This is a genomic window from Bradyrhizobium sp. Leo78, from assembly GCF_059512425.1.
This window is the reverse complement of sequence record NZ_JCAMOT010000006.1, coordinates 83253-101810: the sequence shown is the minus strand read 5'-3', so window position 1 is coordinate 101810 and position 18558 is coordinate 83253. Positions and strand designations below refer to the sequence as shown.

Annotated in this window: 19 protein-coding genes and 1 pseudogene; 13 read left to right on the top strand and 7 right to left on the bottom strand. The window is 63.5% G+C overall.

Annotation, left to right across the window (positions count from 1 at the left end):
* Positions 1 to 75 precede the first annotated feature (75 nt).
* Positions 76 to 1509, bottom strand: coding sequence for a TAXI family TRAP transporter solute-binding subunit (locus AC5ZG1_RS09980; protein ID WP_496113894.1), 1434 nt, complete (start codon positions 1507 to 1509; stop codon positions 76 to 78).
* Between the two features lie 133 nt (positions 1510 to 1642).
* Here AC5ZG1_RS09980 and AC5ZG1_RS09975 point away from each other — a divergent pair, with 133 nt between their 5' ends.
* The 3 genes from AC5ZG1_RS09975 (at position 1643) to AC5ZG1_RS09965 (ending at position 4431) form a co-directional block, all read left to right on the top strand.
* Positions 1643 to 2698: a glycosyltransferase family 4 protein gene (locus AC5ZG1_RS09975; RefSeq protein ID WP_496132738.1), complete on the top strand. Its 1056-nt coding sequence runs from the start codon at positions 1643 to 1645 to the stop codon at positions 2696 to 2698.
* A gap of 127 nt (positions 2699 to 2825) precedes the next feature.
* Positions 2826 to 3518 carry a class I SAM-dependent methyltransferase gene (locus tag AC5ZG1_RS09970; RefSeq protein WP_130226452.1) on the top strand — a complete coding sequence of 231 codons (693 nt, stop codon included), beginning with the start codon at positions 2826 to 2828 and terminating at the stop codon, positions 3516 to 3518.
* Between the two features lie 283 nt (positions 3519 to 3801).
* On the top strand, positions 3802 to 4431 hold the full coding sequence (locus tag AC5ZG1_RS09965) for a membrane protein (protein ID WP_028168105.1): 630 nt from the start codon (positions 3802 to 3804) through the stop codon (positions 4429 to 4431).
* 227 nt (positions 4432 to 4658) lie between these two features.
* On the opposite strand, the gene AC5ZG1_RS09960 is transcribed toward AC5ZG1_RS09965, so the two are convergent.
* Positions 4659 to 6323 carry an aminotransferase class III-fold pyridoxal phosphate-dependent enzyme gene (locus AC5ZG1_RS09960; protein ID WP_496132737.1) on the bottom strand — a complete coding sequence of 555 codons (1665 nt, stop codon included), beginning with the start codon at positions 6321 to 6323 and terminating at the stop codon, positions 4659 to 4661.
* 34 nt (positions 6324 to 6357) lie between these two features.
* Here AC5ZG1_RS09960 and asd point away from each other — a divergent pair, with 34 nt between their 5' ends.
* A complete protein-coding gene (asd, locus tag AC5ZG1_RS09955) occupies positions 6358 to 7227 on the top strand; it encodes an archaetidylserine decarboxylase (protein WP_496132736.1) in 870 nt (289 codons plus the stop codon).
* Between the two features lie 189 nt (positions 7228 to 7416).
* The gene (locus AC5ZG1_RS09950; RefSeq protein ID WP_456642414.1) at positions 7417 to 8133 is read left to right on the top strand and encodes an NUDIX hydrolase; all 717 of its coding nucleotides are present in this window, start codon (positions 7417 to 7419) and stop codon (positions 8131 to 8133) included.
* Positions 8134 to 8271: 138 nt separating this feature from the next.
* Here AC5ZG1_RS09950 and AC5ZG1_RS09945 read toward each other — a convergent pair whose 3' ends face one another.
* Complete coding sequence (locus tag AC5ZG1_RS09945; RefSeq protein ID WP_456642415.1) at positions 8272 to 9543, bottom strand: FecR family protein; 1272 nt, start codon at positions 9541 to 9543, stop codon at positions 8272 to 8274.
* A 180-nt stretch (positions 9544 to 9723) separates the two neighbouring features.
* Positions 9724 to 9858 (bottom strand): annotated as a pseudogene (locus AC5ZG1_RS09940) (DUF2147 domain-containing protein); the annotation flags it as partial.
* Positions 9859 to 10097: 239 nt separating this feature from the next.
* On the opposite strand from AC5ZG1_RS09940, the gene AC5ZG1_RS09935 reads away from it, so the two are divergent.
* From AC5ZG1_RS09935 to AC5ZG1_RS09910, 6 genes are all read left to right on the top strand, one after another.
* On the top strand, positions 10098 to 10811 hold the full coding sequence (locus AC5ZG1_RS09935; RefSeq protein ID WP_456642416.1) for a hypothetical protein: 714 nt from the start codon (positions 10098 to 10100) through the stop codon (positions 10809 to 10811).
* A gap of 269 nt (positions 10812 to 11080) precedes the next feature.
* Positions 11081 to 12313: a branched-chain amino acid ABC transporter substrate-binding protein gene (locus AC5ZG1_RS09930; RefSeq protein ID WP_496132735.1), complete on the top strand. Its 1233-nt coding sequence runs from the start codon at positions 11081 to 11083 to the stop codon at positions 12311 to 12313.
* 131 nt (positions 12314 to 12444) lie between these two features.
* Positions 12445 to 13392 carry a branched-chain amino acid ABC transporter permease gene (locus AC5ZG1_RS09925; protein ID WP_456642418.1) on the top strand — a complete coding sequence of 316 codons (948 nt, stop codon included), beginning with the start codon at positions 12445 to 12447 and terminating at the stop codon, positions 13390 to 13392.
* Positions 13389 to 14693: a branched-chain amino acid ABC transporter permease gene (locus AC5ZG1_RS09920; protein WP_456642419.1), complete on the top strand. Its 1305-nt coding sequence runs from the start codon at positions 13389 to 13391 to the stop codon at positions 14691 to 14693. The genes AC5ZG1_RS09925 and AC5ZG1_RS09920 overlap by 4 nt, the downstream gene beginning before the upstream one ends.
* Entirely contained in the window at positions 14690 to 15439 is a 750-nt protein-coding gene (locus tag AC5ZG1_RS09915; RefSeq protein ID WP_028168096.1) for an ABC transporter ATP-binding protein, read from the top strand. Before AC5ZG1_RS09920 ends, AC5ZG1_RS09915 begins: the two co-directional genes overlap by 4 nt.
* On the top strand, positions 15439 to 16134 hold the full coding sequence (locus AC5ZG1_RS09910) for an ABC transporter ATP-binding protein (RefSeq protein WP_028168095.1): 696 nt from the start codon (positions 15439 to 15441) through the stop codon (positions 16132 to 16134). Before AC5ZG1_RS09915 ends, AC5ZG1_RS09910 begins: the two co-directional genes overlap by 1 nt.
* A 14-nt stretch (positions 16135 to 16148) precedes the next feature.
* Here the strand turns inward: AC5ZG1_RS09910 and AC5ZG1_RS09905 are convergent, their stop codons facing one another.
* Complete coding sequence (locus AC5ZG1_RS09905) at positions 16149 to 16481, bottom strand: SMR family transporter (RefSeq protein WP_463327844.1); 333 nt, start codon at positions 16479 to 16481, stop codon at positions 16149 to 16151.
* Positions 16482 to 16731: 250 nt separating this feature from the next.
* Here AC5ZG1_RS09905 and AC5ZG1_RS09900 point away from each other — a divergent pair, with 250 nt between their 5' ends.
* Both AC5ZG1_RS09900 and AC5ZG1_RS09895 read left to right on the top strand, forming a co-directional pair.
* Positions 16732 to 16920 carry a hypothetical protein gene (locus AC5ZG1_RS09900; protein ID WP_028168093.1) on the top strand — a complete coding sequence of 63 codons (189 nt, stop codon included), beginning with the start codon at positions 16732 to 16734 and terminating at the stop codon, positions 16918 to 16920.
* Positions 16921 to 16973: 53 nt separating this feature from the next.
* Positions 16974 to 17636, top strand: a complete 663-nt coding sequence (locus AC5ZG1_RS09895) for a hypothetical protein (protein WP_035692188.1) — start codon at positions 16974 to 16976, stop codon at positions 17634 to 17636.
* 26 nt (positions 17637 to 17662) lie between these two features.
* Here the strand turns inward: AC5ZG1_RS09895 and AC5ZG1_RS09890 are convergent, their stop codons facing one another.
* Entirely contained in the window at positions 17663 to 17947 is a 285-nt protein-coding gene (locus AC5ZG1_RS09890; RefSeq protein ID WP_496132734.1) for a hypothetical protein, read from the bottom strand.
* 285 nt (positions 17948 to 18232) lie between these two features.
* Positions 18233 to 18493 carry a GlsB/YeaQ/YmgE family stress response membrane protein gene (locus AC5ZG1_RS09885; protein WP_028168090.1) on the bottom strand — a complete coding sequence of 87 codons (261 nt, stop codon included), beginning with the start codon at positions 18491 to 18493 and terminating at the stop codon, positions 18233 to 18235.
* Positions 18494 to 18558: the final 65 nt, after the last annotated feature.

Below are 18558 nucleotides of genomic sequence, written 5' to 3'. Positions count from 1 at the left end.
CAAGCGCAGCTTGAATTTCGGGTGAGGGGGACCTCCGCGAATCCATTCGCCAACCGCGTTCGCGGAGAGAGCCCCTCACCCCGACCCTCTCCCCGTAAGAACGGGGAGAGGGGGAAGTGCGTCGCGCATGCGCGGCGCGTCCGGCGGAGCGATGCCGAGCATGGCGCGGCGGTCGGCGACGGCATGGTGGAGCTGGTCGAGCGCGAGCCCGATCGCGGAAAGGTCGCCTTCCTCGATGGCGCCGTCGTCGTAGCAGTCGAGCGCCTCGCGCAGCACGCCATCGGCCTCGCTCTGCATCTTCTCGAGCGCGTCCGGCGTCTCTGCCTGCCGTGCCTTGGTGATCAATGCCAGCAGGCTGTCGCGATGATCGAGATAGCGGTCGCGCTCGTTGCGGCGCCAGGCATGCCGCAGCCAGGCGCCGACCGATCCGAGGCCCGACAGGCCCAGGATCGCGAACCAGATGTAGTCGCTGTATTTGTCCAGGAAGGTGCGCTCGGTGCCGTCGATATAGGCGGCTGCACCCGGATGTGCCGGCAGTGCTGCGTCCTTGTCGGTGTCGGGCTTCTCGATGTTCGCGGCCGCCGGCACGTCGCGCGCGAGCTGCTGGCGCACGTTGAAGAGCTGGCGGACGAAAGCGCCGATCGAGGTGTCCGAGAACGAGTGCAGCGCGATGATGAGATGATCGACGCTGACGGTCTCCACCTTGTCGTCGGGCCAGGCCGGCGAGGATGAAAAGATGCTGCCCGCGATCTCCGCCGATTCATAGAGCGGATGCTTCGCGGCGATTGCCTCGGAAACGTCGATCGGCAGGAATTTCGGCGCGCCCCGTGCGGCGGCCGTCGCGGCGATCGCGCCCGCGGTGATCTTGCTGTCGAGCGGGCCGACCGCCATGTAGGCATCGAGCGTCATATCGCGCGCCATTTCGGCGGTCTGGTTGATAGCGAATTGCGTCACCGCGACCTTGTCGGGATTGACACCGGACTCCTTCAGGATCACGCGCAGCAGCGTGACGTTGGCGTCTGTCCGTCCGATCACGCCGATGCGATGGCCGTCGAGATCGTCGAGGCTCTTGATCTTTGGCGTCGGCGATCGCCTCGATCCCTTCGCGCGCAGGCCGGAAGGCGCCCACAGCACCACGACATTCTTGCGCAGGATCGCGACTGCATCGGCGTTGGCGGGCAGGTTGAGGTCGGCGCGCGCCACCGCCATGTCCACCTTCGATCTGGTCAACGCCGCAATGCTTTCTGCGGCGTTCTCGGTCACGACCGTCGACAGGCGCACCGGGCTCTGATCGCGGGCGAAGGTCTGCGCCAGCGCCTGGATCAGCTTCTGGTCGTCGCTGCCGGGAGGGGCGACCGCGATCGTCAGCGTCACGGGCCGCAGAAAATAATACAGCGTGCTGGCGGCAACGCCGAACAGGAAGAGGCCGGCCGCGAGGATCAGCAGCGAATAGTTTTTTCGCTTCCGCCGCGGGCGCTTTGGAGCCAGATCTTCGCTTGTCTCTGACATCGTTCTGTCATGTTGGCCGAAAAAGCGTGAGCTGCCCGAAAAACCTTCCTTACATATCGATGACGTCATACGCCTGAAATATCAATGTCAGAACTTCTGCCCCGAAGAATCATTAACACTTCGGGTTTTCGAGATGCGGATATTAGTTGCAACCGACGCCTGGCATCCGCAGGTCAATGGCGTGGTGCGCACGCTGATGTCGCTGCAGCGTAGCGCGGCAGGCCTCGGCGCCGAGATCACTTTCCTGACACCGGAAGGGTTTCCGTCCCTGGGCGTGCCGACCTATCCCGGGCTGCGCATGGCGCTGCCGAACCGGCGCGAAATAGCGCGGCGGATCGAGGCGGCCGAGCCGGAGGCGATCCATATCGCGACCGAAGGCCCGATCGGCTGGGCGGTGCGCGGCTATTGCCTGCGCCACAAGCTTGCTTTCACGACCTCCTACACGACGCGCTTTCCGGAATATGTGTCGGTCCGTACGGGGCTTCCGGCCAGCGTCGGCTACTGGATACTGCGCCGCTTCCATGCGGCTGGTGCCATGACGATGGTGGCGACAGTTTCGCTCCGCCAGGAACTGGCCGAACGCGGTTTTCGCAAGCTGGGCTTCTGGACGCGCGGCGTCGATACCGAATTGTTCAATCCCGATTATCCGGCCGAACTCGATCTGCCGCGGCCGATCTTCATGGCCATGGGCCGCGTGGCGGTGGAGAAGAATCTCGAAGCGTTCCTGTCGCTGGATCTGCCGGGCACCAAGGTCGTGGTCGGCGACGGCCCGCAGCGAGCGGAACTCACGCGCAAATATCCGAACGTCGTCTTCCTCGGCGAGAAGATCGGGCAGGACCTCACCTCGCATCTGGCCGCGGCTGACGTGTTCGTGTTCCCGAGTCTCACCGACACCTTCGGCGTGGTTCAGCTCGAAGCGCTGGCTTGCGGCACGCCGGTGGCGGCGTTTCCGGTCACCGGCCCGAAGGACGTGATCTCGGATCATCCGATCGGCGCGATCGATGACGATCTGCGCAGCGCGTGCCTGCGCGCGCTCACGATGTCGCGAGCGGCGTGCAGGAACTTCGCGCTGCAACGTTCCTGGGAGAACAGCGCGCGGCAATTCATCGGCAATCTCTCGGCGTTGCAGCCGAGCAGGGTGTTGCGTTCGACCCGGCGCGTCGCCGGCCGGAGTGCGGTGCAAGGTTAATTCAAGCATGATCCGGAAAAGCGGGAACCGGTTTTCCGAAGAGATCATGCTTAAACAAGAGGAGAGAGTGGGACGACGTTTCGCAGAAGAGTCACCCCCCGCTCTCGAACTAGAAGGCGTATCTTCGATGGCAGACAACATCATCAAACTCGACGGAAGCAGCCAGTTGGATTTTGATCGCGAGACGGTCGAGCAGGCTTATGACCGCTGGGCTCCGGTCTACGATCTCGTGTTCGGCGGCGTGTTCAAGAAGGGCCGGGCCGCGGCGATCCAGGCGACCAACAAGATCGGCGGCCGTGTGCTCGAGGTCGGTGTCGGCACCGGCATCTCGCTGCCGCTTTACGCGCCGCATGTCCGCATCTTCGGCACCGACATTTCGGAGGCGATGCTGGAGAAGGCGAAGAAGCGGGTTGCCGAACTCGGCCTGAAGAATATCGAGGGGCTCGCGGTGATGGACGCCGAGAAGCTCGAATTCCCCGACAACTCGTTCGACGTGGTGATGGCGCAATATGTCGTCACTGCCGTGCCGAATCCGGAAGCCGCGCTCGACGAATTCGCGCGCGTGCTGCGCCCGGGCGGTGAGCTCATCATCCTGACCCGCGTCAGCGCCGATGCCGGCGTACGCCGCTTCATCGAGCAGAAGCTGCAGCCGGTCGTGCGTCCGCTCGGCTTCCGCACCGCCGAGTTCGCCTGGTCGCGCTACACCAAGTGGCTTGCCGGCGCCAAGGGCGTGGAGCTGGCGGAGCGCCGCCTGATCCCGCCGCTCGGCCATTTCTCGCTGGTCCGCTTCCGCAAGGCTGAAGTGGCTAAGGCCGCCTGACTTTGCTTGACCCTCATGGTGAGGAGGCGCCCTTTGGGCGCCGTCCCCGGACGAAGCTTCGCTTCGCCTAGAGAACCATGAGGCTCGGCTGGTGGCCTCATCCTTCGAGACGCGCGTTCCGCGCTCCTCAGGATGAGGGGAGAGAGTCAGTCCTTGATGAGGGGAGTCCATCGCCTCATTGCGTCACCGCGTCGCTGCGTCGTGTCATATGTCATTATGATGATGTCACACGGCGTACATCGAATCTCTGTAAGCACGTCCCGAAATCCTCTTGGGGGAAAGAATGATCAAGAATTTTCTGCAGGAACTGCGTACCCAGCGCTGGGACGACCACCGCTATTATCATCACAGCCGGATCAATCAGAGCCTGCACTTCGTCAGCGCCCTGAGCTTCCTGTTTGCCTATGTGATGCTGTTCTTCGATCCGGCGATCTCGGCGCTGGTCGGCTGGCTGGTCTCGATGACCTCGCGCCAGGCCGGTCATTTCTTCTTCGAGCCGCGGGGCTACGACCACATCAACCAGGCCACCCATGAGCACAAGGAAGAGATCAAGGTCGGCTACAACCTGCAGCGCAAGGTCGTGCTGATGGCGATCTGGGCGCTGTCGCCGCTGGTGCTGTTCGCCGATCCGACCCTGTTCGGCCTGTTCGCGCCCTGGGAAACGGTGTTCGACTTCACCCGTCAGGTCGCCAAGATCTGGCTCGCGGTCGGCATCGGCGGTCTCCTCTTCCGCACCGTGCACCTGTTCTTCATCCGCGACATCGAGACCGGCCTGGTCTGGATGACCAAGATCATCACCGACCCATTCCACGACCTGATGCTCTATCACAAGGCGCCGCTGGCGCTGCTGAAGGGCGAGCTGATCGATCCCGGCCTGCACCTCGCTGGCGAGCTGGAAGAGAAGCACGCCTGAGCGCCTACTGCCGATAACAAATTGACTTCGCTGTGTTCACTCGCGTCATGCCCGGGCCAGTCCCGGGCATGCTTGTCTCAGGCCCTGTCACTGGCACCGTCATTCCAGGGCGCGCGCAGCGCGAACCCGGAATCCATCTGGCGGCAGGCGCGGACGGCGCAATGGATTCCGGGCTCGATGCTTTCGCATCGCCCCGGAATGACAAGCGAAGGGGGAGAGAAAGGCGCCTAGCGCCCGAACTTCCCGGCGACCATCTCGCGCAGGATCTGCCGCTTGATGTCCTTGTTGGTGACGCCCGGCTTCTGCCACCACCAGCCGTCGCGCTTCATCTTCTCGCCGGCGGCGACGCAGCGGTCGGCGACTTCGGTGAAATCGGCGTCGCTGGTGTTCAGGCCGAAGATCAGGCGCCCGGTGCCGACCCAGCTCAGCGCCAGCCCTTCGGCCCGCAGGTAGTACTGCAGCATCCAATTGTAGCGGGACGGCTCGGTGTAATGGACCATCCAGATCGACGAGAGATTGGAGACGCGGACCGGGAGTTCCGCTGCGGTCAGCCGGTCGTTGAGCTGCTTGGCGCGGCCGTTCCAGGTCTCGTCCAGCCCGTTATAGACCGAACGGAAATTCGGGCTGGCGAGCCGGCTCAGGAATTCATCCATCGCCGTCATCACGTAGGGGTGCGAATTGAAGGTGCCGCGGGCGAAGCAGACGTCGGCGGGCCTGTCGTCGCGGAAGCGCCGCATCAAATCCTTGCGGCCGCAGACCACGCCGACCGGCAGGCCGCCGGCGAGGCTCTTGCCGTAGGTCACCATGTCGGCGCGGACGCCGAAATATTCCTGAGCGCCGCCGGCGGCGATACGGAAGCCGACGAATACTTCGTCGAAGATCAAGACGATGCCGCGCTCGGTGCAGACCTCGCGCAGCTTCTTCAGCCATTCGGTATAGGCGTCGCGGTCGTACCTGCCGCTGCGGGAACTGTCGACCAGGGCGGAATCGCCGGGCGCGTTGGAATTCGGATGCAGCGCCTGCAGCGGATTGACCAGGACGCAGGCGATGTCGCGCCGCGTGCGGAGCACATGCAGCGTCTTTTCCGACATGTCGGCGAGCGTATAGGTCTCGTGCGGCGAGACCGGGTTGCCGACGCCGGGCTGCACGTCGCCCCACCAGCCGTGATAGGCGCCGGCGAAGCGGACAAGATGCGTGCGGCGGGTGTGGTAGCGCGCCAACCGCACCGCCTGCATCACGGCTTCCGTTCCGGACATGTGGAACGAGACTTCGTCGAGGCCCGAGATCGCGCAGAGCCGTTTGACGTTGTCGAGGATAACAGGGTGGTAGGGGCCGAGCACCGGCCCGAGCGCGTGGGCGCGCTTCTCACCCTCGGCGATGCACTCCTTGTAGAAGTCATTGCCGAAGATGTTGACGCCGTAGGAGCCGGTGAGATCGTAGAACACGTTGCCGTCGACATCGGTAACGGTGACGCCCGAGGACGATTGCATGAAGGAGCTGGTGCTCAGATGCTCGCGCACCAGCCGGCTGAACTGGAACGGCACGCGGTAGCTCTCGGTGAACTGCAGGTCGGAGATGTGCTGCGCGGCCTCCGCCGTCATCTGCCGGCCCTTGGCATAGCGCTGGGCGTAGAGGCCGGCGAGGCGGAAGAAGCCGTCCTGCCGCTGCATCGCGATCTCGCGCGGCGCGCCATCGACCGCGAAGAATTTGTCGATGTCGAATTCGTATTGAGGCACCAGCCGCGCGACCATCTTGGACATTTTGGAATGTCCGGTCAGCGAGCGATGCTTGGCGCGCGACAGCGCCAGGCGGGCCTGAATTTTGGGGAAAGCTGCAGCGGCGCCGGCAATCGCGGCGGCGGACAGCGAGAGAATCGGAAGGGATGTTTCCATGCCAGAAGCGCTAACGTCGGCAGCTAACAGATTCATGACAGTCAGAGGCCTGATTTCGTCGATAACCCAGCAGGAGGACCTGAATTTCCTGCTGACCAACCGCATCCCCCGGGCGGCCGTGACCCGTTTCCTGGGCTGGTTCTCCAAGATCGAGAACCCGGTGGTGCGTGACGTCTCGATCGCCTGCTGGCGGCTGTTCTCCGACCTCGACCTGTCGGAGGCCAAGAAGACCGAATTCAAGAGCCTGCACGACTGTTTCACGCGGGAGTTGCGGCCCGGGCTGCGGCCGTTCGATCCCGACCCCGCCGTCATCGCCAGCCCGTCGGACGCCATCATCGGCGCCCATGGCCGGATCGAGGACTCCAAACTATTTCAGATCAAGGGCGCGCCCTATGCGCTTCTCGACCTGCTCGGCGATCCCGCTCTGGTCGAGCAGCACCGCAACGGCCGCTTCATCACCTTGCGGCTGACCTCGAGCATGTATCACCGGTTCCATGCGCCCGCGGACTGCCGGATCGAGAAGGTCACCTTCATCCATGGCGACGTCTGGAACGTCAATCCGATCGCGCTGAAGCGGGTCGAGCGTCTGTTCTGCAAGAACGAGCGCGCGGTGCTTGAGGCCCGCCTCTCCACCGGCGAGCCGCTGACCTTGGTGCCGGTCGCCGCGATCCTGGTCGCGAGCATCCGCCTGCATTTCCTGGATCGCACGCTGAATGCGCAGACCAAGGGCCCGGTCACGTTCCCGTGCGACGCCAGTGCGCACAAGGGCGACGAGCTCGGCTGGTTCGAGCACGGCTCCACCATCATCGTGCTCGCCCCCGATCATTTCGAATTTTGCGATAACGTTACCGACGGCGCCCGCATCCGCGCCGGCGAGCCGCTGCTACGAAAGCCTTTGGCGTAGAGCCGCGGCACTCACTCTCTCCCGTCGTTGCGAGCGAAGCGAAGCAATCCACGCCGCCACTTGCGGAAACGTGGATTGCTTCGTCGCTGTCGCTCCTCGCAATGACGGAGAATCCAATCTCGATTTTGCTGCTGGAAGCTCCTATATGCTCCCGACACGATTCGGCATTCGGGCAATTCGGGAGCAAGGATGGCACGGGCGCCTGTTCTGGCGGCGGGAGGCATTGTGCTGCGGCGGCAAGCGACGCCGCTGATCGCGGTCGTGCGCCTGCGCAAGCGGAACGAATGGGTGCTGCCCAAAGGCAAGCTCGACGACGGCGAGACGCCGCGCGCGGCCGCCGAGCGCGAGGTGCTGGAAGAGACCGGGCATGCGGTGTCCGTGCACGAATTCCTGGGCACGCTGGTCTACGATTCCGGCGGTCGCTACAAGGTCGTGCATTACTGGCGTATGGAAGCGGGCGACGAGCAGGCTTACGAATTGATGTATGACATCAAGGCGGTCGACTGGCTGCCGCTCGACGAAGCTCTCGAGCGGCTGTCGCGCGATCATGAGCGTGCGTTCCTCGAGAATGTCGGTCCGATCGCGCTGCAGGCCGCGGCCCTCAGCGAAGCCACGCGACGCAAGGCGGCCAAGCCGGCAACGCGGCGGCCCCGTCGCACAGTCACGCCGCCTTCGGTCAGCGAACCGACAACTGTGCCCGAGCCCGCGCAGCTCGATGCGCCCATCGCGCAGGAGGAGCCGCTCTCTGCCACCGAGGCGGTGGAGCCCGCGATGTCGGCTCCAGCGCCCGAGGCCGAGCTCGAGCCGTCGTTTGCGCCTGACATCGAGCCTGTTGTCATCGATGCCCACCGTCCGCGCAGGAATTTCATCGATCGCATCAGGGACTGGCTCCGCCGCGCAGCCTGAGCGCGCCAAACTCTCTCCACACGAACTGCGCCGTAGCCCGGGTGGAGCGTCAGCGTAACCCGGGACCGCTCGTAAACGTTGCCGCAGATGTCCCAGGTTACGCGTTCGCTGCACCCGGGCTGAGTTCCGAGCGGAATTTCAATCGCCGCGCCGTTCTCTCCTGCCGTCTCTCAATGGAAATTGCCGTCGTGGTTGCACCGTGGGGCGGTTCAGCAATCCGGGGCGTTGCACGCCGGGTGCTCCCTGCCTGAATCCGCCGCGTTGCGGTTGTCCTTGGCGGATCGATGGCGGTTGACCAACGCGCTGCGGCGCGCGTGGCTGTCCACCCTGCTGCGGAGCTCCTTGCTGTCCGCTACGCGGCAAGGCGGCGCCGCCGGGCTGACCGGGCGGTCCGTGCTGGTCGCCGCGCGACGGCCGCGCCTGCTGCGGCGAGCCCGGTCGCTGCTGCAGGCCCTGCCGGCCGGGCCCGCCGGGTTGCTGCCGGCCCGGCAACATGTTCTGCCGCTGGGGACCCGGCCGGAACGGCTGGCCGCGGTTCGGATAGGGCACGCCGGGATTGGCACGGCGGAACGCGCGCTGCTCGTTGACGAGCTGCCGCCCGAAATTCTGCGTGGTGTAGAGCTGGCGGACGAAGCCGCGGTCGCGCTGGATCTGCAGCGCCGACATCGTCAGAGGCACCGCGGCGAAACGCGCACCACCAACTCCGTCGGGCCGGATCGTGAAACCGCTGGCGCCGCGCGTCAGCGTGCCGAGTTGCGCACCGCCGCGGTCATTGATCTCGATCCGGCCAACGCGGCCGTCGGCGTCCGGATAGAGTTTGATGGCAACGTTGTTGGACGTCGCGGTCGCGCCCTCGGGCACCTCGACCAGGCCGGTGGTGCCGCGAATGCCGAGCGTCGCGGTCGGCGTCGATATCCGCATGTCGCCGGTCTTGGCGACGCCTGCGGCAACGAAGGCGAGCGTGCCCTTGGCGACGTCGAACATCCCGGCATTCTGCTTGCCGCCTTCGTCATAGACATAGCGGTCGATCGTGATCCTGGCGCTCGCCGACAGCTTGAACGTCGTGGCATCGTTGAAGGTGATGCCGAGCGTCGACTTGGCCCGTGTCTCCACGACGTCGCCCGCGAAGATGTCGTCCCTGATCTGCAGCGCCGTCGTCGCGTTGTTTCTGATAACGCTGGCGCTGCCGGTGAGATCGGCGACATTGCCGATCGGCTCGGCGGTGGGTTGCTGCGCATCTGCCGCCGGCGCGTCCGGTGCCTGTGTTGCCGGCGCCTGCGCTGGAGCAGGGACGGGCTGCGTCTGCGCGAGCTGCGTCGAATCGGCCGCGGCGGCTGGCGTGTGCACCGTGCCGCCCAACAACAAGCCGATCGCAAACAGGAGTGCGAGAGAAAACCGATGCGGCGTCACAAGAGATCCCCGAGAGACCACAGGCGAGGGCAGCGATATCAGCCGCGCGGGGCTGAACGCCGGATGAATGGGCGCGCCACCCCTCAGCCGTCATTGCGAGCGCAGCGAAGCAATCCATGCTTGCACTTGCGCGGAGAGATGGATTGCTTCGCTGCGCTCGCAATGACGATGTGGGAGCAATCAGCTCACGCGCTTCCAGGTCTGGCCGCCGCAGAACATGCCGCCGAAGGCGCAGCCCTGGACGCGCAGCGCGTTTGCACCCTTCATCGCGATCGTCGAGTTGCGGCCGCTGTGCGGATCATGGATGCGGCCGGCGGCCATGCGCATCCACCCTGCGTTACCTCTCACCGGACTCTCGCCAGCCGCAAGCGCGACCGCTGCCGCGGATTTCATTACCGACAATTCATGTTCGGCGTGCCTCACGCATGGCAGGCCTCACGCCTCCCCATCTTCCGTCCGGTTCCGCGTGTGGCAGTATGCCGCGGATTTCCGGAGCAGCGCAGCCTCGTCGCGCGCCGAACCAGCGACAGCGCACATAACGATAACCAAGAAAAGTGCCCGATACCGATCTCTCCCAGACACTGACCTTCCGCTGCCCCGCGGAATTGGAGGGGGTGCTACCGCCGCCGATCCGGGCCGCGCTTGGGCTGCCGGACTGGCTGAAGACGATGCCGGCACAGGCATTCAACGCGCTCAACCTGCGCGAAGAGAACACCGTCAAGCGCTGTCCGCCCTTTGTCGATGCCATGACCTCAGGCTTCCTGATCCCGCTGATGTGCGACCTCAGATTCGAGAACGGCGAGATCACCTGGGACAACGAGCTGCCACCGGGCGGCTCGGTCAGCTTCGTGCGTTCGCCGATCGGATTTCATGATGCGAGCCAGGTGACTGGCTCGCCCTTGTTCGAGGCCGATCGCTTCCTGATCAAATTGCACAATCTCTGGACGATCGAAGCGCCGGAAGGCTATGCGGTGCTCTTTACGCATCCGTTCAATCGCCCCGACCTGCCGTTCACCACGCTGACGGGCCTCGTCGATTGCGATCGCTATCACGACAACTGGATTCACTTTCCCGCTTACTGGCACGACGTGAATTTCTGCGGCGTGCTGCCGAAGGGCACGCCGATCGCGCAATGCATTCCGGTGAGGCGCGAGAACTGGACGGCGCGCACCGTGCCGTTCACATCAGAAGAGACGCAGCGGGCGCACGACCTCACCACCCGCATCGATCGCGAACCCGGCCTCTACCGACGCCAGTTTCGCGCGTGAGCCAGACTGGGGGCACGCGCCTGAACCGCTGCCGCTGACGTCATCCACTCGGGACGGGCGGCGCTCGCACCTCGCGATTGCGAGGTCACGGCACGCGAACTACCGATAGAGCTACGCCATTTAGATCCCGCGCGAGCCATTCTGCCCGCGGTAGTGGAATCCGCCCGACGTCGGGCTTGTCAACGCAGGATCATTCTGCTCAGTATGACCGAAATTGTGCTGCGCAACAGGCGCTAGCGCTAGAGTAGACGCAAGCGAGGAAACAAAAAATGCTCAAAATAACGAGGGTCATTGCCCTGGCCCTGCCGATGCTCAGTGGTGCCGCCTATGCGCAGGAGACCGTCAAGATCGGCTACATCGATCCTCTCTCCGGAGGCGGCGCCAGTGTCGGCGAAGGCGGGCTGAAGACGTTCCAATATCTGGCCGATGAGCTGAACGCCAAGGGCGGTATTCTCGGCCACAAGGTCGAGATCATACCGCTCGACAACAAGACCAATCCGCAGGAAAGCCTCATCCAGGCCCAGAAGGCCATCGATGCAGGCGCCCACTACATCACCCAGGGCAACGGCTCCTCGGTCGGCGCGGCGCTGGCGGACTTCGTGACCAAGCACAACACGCGCAACCCCGGCAAGGAAGTGCTCTACTTCAACTATGCCGCGGTCGATCCGAGCATGACCAACGAGAAGTGCAGCTTCTGGCACTTCCGCTGGGATGCCAACTCGGACGTCAAGATGGAAGCGCTGACCAACTACATGAAGGGCAATGCGGCCATCAAGAAAGTCTACCTGATCAACCAGGACTATTCGTTCGGCCAGTCGGTACGGACCCAGGCCCGCAAGATGCTGGGAGAGAAGCGGCCCGACATCCAGGTCGTCGGGGACGAGCTGCACCCGCTGCTCAAGGTCACCGACTTCTCGCCCTATATCGCCAAGATCAAGGCTTCGGGCGCCGATAGCGTGGTGACCGGCAATTGGGGACAGGATTTCGCGCTGCTGCTCAAGGCGGCCGCCGATGCCGGGCTCAAGGTCAACTGGTACACCTATTATGCCGGCGGCGCCGGCGGCCCGACTGCGATCAAGCAGACCGGTCTCGATCATCAGGTGTTCCAGATCAGCGAGGGCATCCCGAACTCGGACAACCCGGCGGCGATGGAATTCGAGAAGGCGTTCCGCGCCAAGGTCGGCCTGTCGCTCTGGTATCCGCGCGCGGTGAACGAGATGCGCATGTTCAAGGCCGCCGCCGAGAAAGCCAACTCGATCGACCCGGTGAAGGTCGCCGCCGCGCTTGAGGACCTGAAGTTCGATGTTCTCGATGGCGGCAGCGGCGTGATGCGCAAGGACGACCATCAGTTCTTCCAGCCGATCTACATCTCTTCGTTCGGCACCCGCAGCGAGAAGGAGCCGTTCGACGAGGAGAACACCGGCTGGGGCTGGCGGCTGGCGGCAAAGATCGACACGCCACAGACCATGCTGCCGACCACCTGCAAGATGACGCGGCCGTGATAGGCGCATCCGTCCCGTTCCGATATCGGAGCGGGACGGACGTTTGCGCCGCCGGCTGTTTGCCGGAGTGAATGGGGGCCTTCGAGTCTCTGTCCAGCGATCACGCTGGGACAGATGCTAATGGATGAACCGTGCTTGAGCTGATCGTGATTTCCACGCTCAATGGCGTCCTGTTCGGGATGCTGTTGTTCCTGTTGTCCAGCGGCCTGACCGTGATCTTCAGCATGATGGGCGTGCTCAATTTCGCCCACGCCAGTTTCTACATGCTGGGCGCGTTCTTCGGCTATCAGCTCACGAAGTGGATCGGGTTCTGGCCTGCGCTGGTGCTGGCGCCGTTACTGGTGGGTGCGGTCGGCATGGCGGTCGAGCGTTACGGACTGCGCAACACCCACAAGCACGGACATGTCGCCGAATTGCTTTTGACGTTCGGGCTCGCCTTCGCCATCGAGGAAATCGTCTCGATGATCTGGGGCAAGAGCCCGGTGGACTATCGCGTGCCGGCGGCGCTCGACTTTCCGGCCTTCACGATTTTCTCCACCAACTATCCCGCCTACAAGATTTTCATGCTGGCGATTTCGGTGCTGATCTTCGTCGCGCTGTTGATCGCGCTCAAGCGCACCCGGATCGGCCTCATCGTGCAGGCGGCGCTGACGCATCCCCACATGGTCGGGCATCTCGGCCATAATGTCGGTCGCATTTTCATGCTTGTATTTGGCGTCGGCAGCGCGCTTGCCGGTCTTGCCGGCGTCATCGCCGGTCCGGCGCTGGTGACGCAATCCGACATGGCCGCTCTTCTTGGCCCCATTCTGTTCGTCGTGATCGTCTTCGGCGGGCTCGGTTCGCTACCGGGCGCATTCATCGCCTCGCTCTTCATCGGGCTGGTGCAGACCTTTGCGGTGGCGCTGAACGGCTCGCTCGCCAGCACGTTCGGGCCGCTGGATCCAAGCATCGGGCCTTCGGTCCTCACCGATATCTGGAATGTCACCATCGCCCAGATCGCGCCGGTTCTGCCCTATGTGCTGCTGGTGGTCATCCTGATCGTCCGTCCCATGGGTCTTCTCGGGACGCGCGAAACATGACCAGCACCGTGACCTCCGCGTCTGATATCGCTCCGAAGCCATCCGGCCAAAACCTGCGCTTCTACGGCCTGTGGGTGATCGCCGCGATCGCGCTCGTCGTATTGCCGTTGATCTTCTCCTCCGGCGGTTCGCTCACCTCGTTCAGCCTGATCGGCATCGCGATCATCTTCGCGCTGTCCTACAACATCCTCCTTGGCGAGACCGGGCTGTTGTCGTTCGGCCATGCGGTTCATTACGGCCTCGGCGGCTTTGCTGCCGTCCATGCCATGAATGCGGTCACCGCGCATGGATGGCCGATCCCGCTGCCCCTGATTCCGCTGGTCGGCGGCCTCGGCGGATTCGCCTTCGCGCTCCTGATCGGCTGGGTGATGACCCGCCGCGCCGGCACGGTGTTCGCGATGATCTCGCTCGGCATCGGCGAACTGGTCGCATCCTCGTCGCTGATCCTGCGCAGCGTCTTCGGGGGCGAATCCGGGATCAGCACTGATCGCACGGCGCTGCCGCATATCTTCGGCTGGACCTTCGGGCCGCAAATCCAGGTCTATTATCTGATCGCGTTCTGGGTGCTAGTGTCGGCGGTGGCGATGTACGCGCTGACCCGCACGCCGCTCGGGCGGATCTGCAACGCGGTCCGCGATAATCCCGGGCGGGTCGAGTTCATCGGCTACGATCCTCACGTCGTCCGCTATCTCGCCTATTGCTTCGCTGGCTTCTTCGCCGGCATCGCCGGTGGTCTCGCCGCGATCAATTTCGAGATCGCGAACTCCGCCTATCTCGGCGCGGTGCAGTCCGGCATGGTGCTGTTCGCGACCTTCATCGGCGGCGCTTCCTATTTCTTCGGTCCGATCCTGGGCGCGATCCTCGTCACCTATCTGCAACTCGGGCTGACCAGCCTGACCAGCGTGTGGCAGCTCTATTTCGGCATCATCTTCATCGGCATCGTGATGTTCGCGCCGGGCGGCATCGCCGGCCTCCTGATGATGCACCGGCCGCTGATCCGCGCGGGGACGCTCGGCATGGTGATCCCGTCCTATCTGGTCGCGGCGCTGCCGACGCTGGCACTGGCCTGCGGCGTGATCCTGTCGATCGAGACCGTGGCGCGTTACACGGTCACCGGCGGCGAAGGCAACATCGTCAAGCTGCTCGGCATTCCCTTCAACACCACTGCGCCTGCGACCTGGGGCATAGCGGCCGTCCTCGTCGTCGGCGGCTTCATCGTCGCCCGCATCACCTGGCGGCGCATCGCCGAGGCCTGGGACCGTGCCGCCAGCATCGCCCGTGACCGGGGGTATCTCGCGTGACGCCAGCCATCGAAGTTCGTGCCGTCGAAAAGCACTTCGGCAATGTGAGCATCATCAAGGACCTCAATCTGAGCGTCGCGCAGGGGGAGCGCCACGCCATCATCGGTCCGAACGGCGCCGGCAAGTCCACGACATTCAACCTGATCAGCGGCTATCTCAGCCCGAGTTCGGGTGAGATCCGGCTGAATGGCAATGTGATTTCAGGATTGCGGCCGTTCGAGATCAATCGGCGCGGCCTGTCGCGTTCGTTCCAGGTGACCAACGTGTTCGCCCGCATGACGGTGTGGGAGAATGTCCGCTGCGCCGTGCTCTGGGCCACGGGCCATCGTTACGCATTCTGGAAGAATGTGGACGACCTGCCGGAGGTTCGGCGACGCACCGCCGAAATCCTGGAGGACATTCACTTAAGCCACCGCCGCGACGTCCCGGCGGGACTGCTCACCTATGCCGAACAGCGCGAACTCGAGATCGGCATCACCATCGCGGGCGGCGCCAATGTCATCATGCTGGACGAGCCGACCGCGGGCATGAGCCACGCGGAAACCGAACGCGCCGTCGCCTTGATCCGCCGCCTCACCGAGGGGCGTACGCTCGTGATCGTCGAGCACGACATGAGCGTGGTGTTCGGCCTTGCCGACCGCATCTCGGTCCTGGTCTACGGCCATATCATCGCCTCCGGCACGCCCGAGGAGATCCGGGCCAACCCGAAGGTCAAGGAAGCCTATCTCGGCGAAGAGGCGCATTGATGCTCGAGGTCAGGGATCTGCACGCCTATTACGGCAAGAGCCACATCCTGCAGGGTGTCGATCTCGACATCGCAGCCGGTGAGGTGGTGAGCCTGCTTGGCCGCAACGGCGTCGGCCGTTCCACCACCGTCAAGGCGATCATGGGCGAGGTGGCGCCGCAGGGGACCATCCGTTTCAAGGGCCAGGACATTGCCGGGCTGCCGAGCCACAAGATCGCGCGCTTAGGCCTCGGCTATGTGCCGGAACATCGCGACATCTTCCCCGGGCTGACAGTCCGCCAGAATCTCCTGCTCGGCATCAAGAACACGCGTCGGCCCGGTAAATGGCGATTGCAGGACATGCTCGACATGTTCCCCAACCTCGCGGCGCGCGCCGATACGCCCGCCGGTGTGCTGTCCGGCGGCGAGAAGCAGATGCTGACGACCTGCCGGACGCTGATGGGAGACCCCGAGCTCATCATGATCGATGAGCCCACCGAAGGTCTGGCCCCGCTGATCGTGCAGCAGGTCGGTGACCTGATCGCGCATATCGCAAAGGCGGGCGTTGCCATCCTGCTGGTCGAGCAGAAGCTGTCCATCGCGCTCAGGATTTCGCACCGGGTCTACATCATGGGCCATGGCCGGATCGTGTTCGAAGGCACGCCGGACGAGCTCCGGGCCAACGAAGCCGTCCGCAAGGAATGGCTTGAGGTGTAGTAGCTCCCGGCCGGTCAGTGGACGGATGTCTTCGACAGAAGATTCAGAACCAGGACGCCAGCCACGATCAGGCCCATCCCGACAAAACCCGCAAAATCGGGGCGCTGTCCATAGATCGCCCACGCAATGAGCGCGACCAATACGATACCGCCGCCCGCCCAAACAGCGTAGGCGATGCCGAGCGGTATGCGATCAAGGGTCTTGGCGAGTAACACGAAGGCGAGAGCGTAGCCAATTACCACCAATAGAGAAGGGCCCAGTCTGGTGAATCCCGCGGAGGCTTTCATCGCGCTCGTTGCGACAACCTCGACGACAATAGCGAGCGCGAGGACCGCGTAGGGGGGCATTCCAAACCTCCATTCATCTGGAGGCACCCATGATCAGAAATCCCTCCAATCGTCACGTTCACTGTTGCGTGAGTGTCGCTACCGCGCCTTGCCCGCGCAAGGATGGCGTGACGGGTGTGTCATATGTGCCGCACTGTGAAGCTATTCCTCAAACCGGTCCGATCTGCCGCACTGCCGTCGCATTCCGTCGTGCATGGTCGGGAGGAGCGCAGGTTACCGCCTGGTTCGTTCTAAGTTGGGGAGAAGTACCGTGAAGAAGATTATGATTGCAGTGGGCGCGACCTTCGCCCTGGTGACCGCCGCCAGCGCGGCCGACCTTCCGCGCCGTGAGCCCGTGCCCGCCTATCCGGCGGCTCCGATCGGCAAGATGCCGATTGGCAAGACCCCGGTTGGGAAGACCCCCGTCGGCAAGACGCCTATCGTCGCGCCGCGCTACTGATTCGGCTCTCGTTGAATCCTGAGCTTTATCGTCGACGGTTAAGGGGGCAAAGCGTGGTAAACAGCCTGACGAGATCAGGACGATGCTTACTTGCGGGATTAGCTCTCGCTGTTTTGCTCCCAACCACGATCCAATCGGCTTCTGCTCAGGAGGAGGCCTACAAGCGCACCGCCAACGCGAATGCGCTTGTTTCCAATGACGCGGTCACAGAATCGCAACCGGCGCCGCGGTCGACACGTAAGTCGGCGTCGAGATCCGAAAAGGGTCCATACTACGTTGATTTCAGGGCCCGAACGGCGGCGAGCTGGGGGCACGCTTTCGTCTGGTATGGAAAGACGAGCGAGCGGGCGGTCGAGGTTGCGGGCCTGACCCCTGCGGGAGAGACCTTTGCCTATGTCCTCGGTCATTTGACCTTGGTGCCAGCAGAGACCGGGGCAAGCTATGGCGATCTTGATCCGGACTATCTGACCGCGAATTACCGGGTTTACCTGAATGAGGCGGACGCACAACGCGTGTTCGCATACATCAAGAAATTGCAGGCCAATTCACCGGTCTGGAACGCTGAAACATTCAATTGCACCGGGTTTATCGGTGAAATCGCCAGTTTCATGGGATTGAAAGTTCCTCACCGCTGGCAGCGTCCTGAGGAGTACGTCAACAATCTCAAGGCGATGAATGGCGGGCGCCAGATCGTCCGTCTGGCGCCAGAAGAATAGCGCGCGCTCGCCGTTGGCCTCAGCTTTCAGGCGGATCGGTTTTTGATGGCTCCGACGACGGCCGTGAGGATCGCACCACCTGCGCCGCCACCGAGTAGCTGGGCAATGACTGACCCAATGTCGAAATTCCCGCTCTGGATCGATGTGGCGATCGCCGGCCATACGAGCGTGATGATCTGACCCAGAACACCGCCGCCGACGAGGCCGGCGATCGTGTTGCCCAGCGTGCCCAAATCGAAGTTCGGGGACGCCTTTCCCACCGCGTTTCCGCCGATCGCACCCGCGACCAGATTGATAAGAATCTGCTCCACGAAATCCTCCCCTTAAGTGCTGCGCAGAACGATTTTTAGTTGTTCAGATGCAGAGCTAGAGCGCTTCGAGCGAAGTAGATGGCCGTTCGCGTGAAGGAAACGCGTCAAAAGACGAATCCAGAGCTCGGCTCTGATTCAACCAGAACCGATGCCCTAGAGCATGATCCGGAAAAGTGGAGACCGGTTTTCCCGCGCGACAAACGCGAAGCGTTTGCGCGGAGATCATGCTCAAATAAAGAGCTAGAGCGGGATGACGATTCGAAGAAAGTCATCACGCTCTCACGTCTAAACGGTGCGGCCCCTGATCGCCCGCCACAGGAAGATGATGATGCAGGCGCCGATGAATCCGGCGATCAAATAGCCGATCCATCCGCCGAGCGCGATGCCAAACAGGCCGAGCAGCCAGTTTGCCAACGCGGCGCCGACGATACCAAGGATGATGTTCATCAGAATGCCGGTGCCGGACTTCATGAACATCTCGGCGAACCAACCGGCCAAGCCACCAATTATGATTGCTGCAATCCAGCCAATCTCTGCTTCGGGCATCTGGATACTCCCCGCGATTGTAGGCCGATGCTATCACAACGCCCCGCCGATTCGCTGGTACAAAC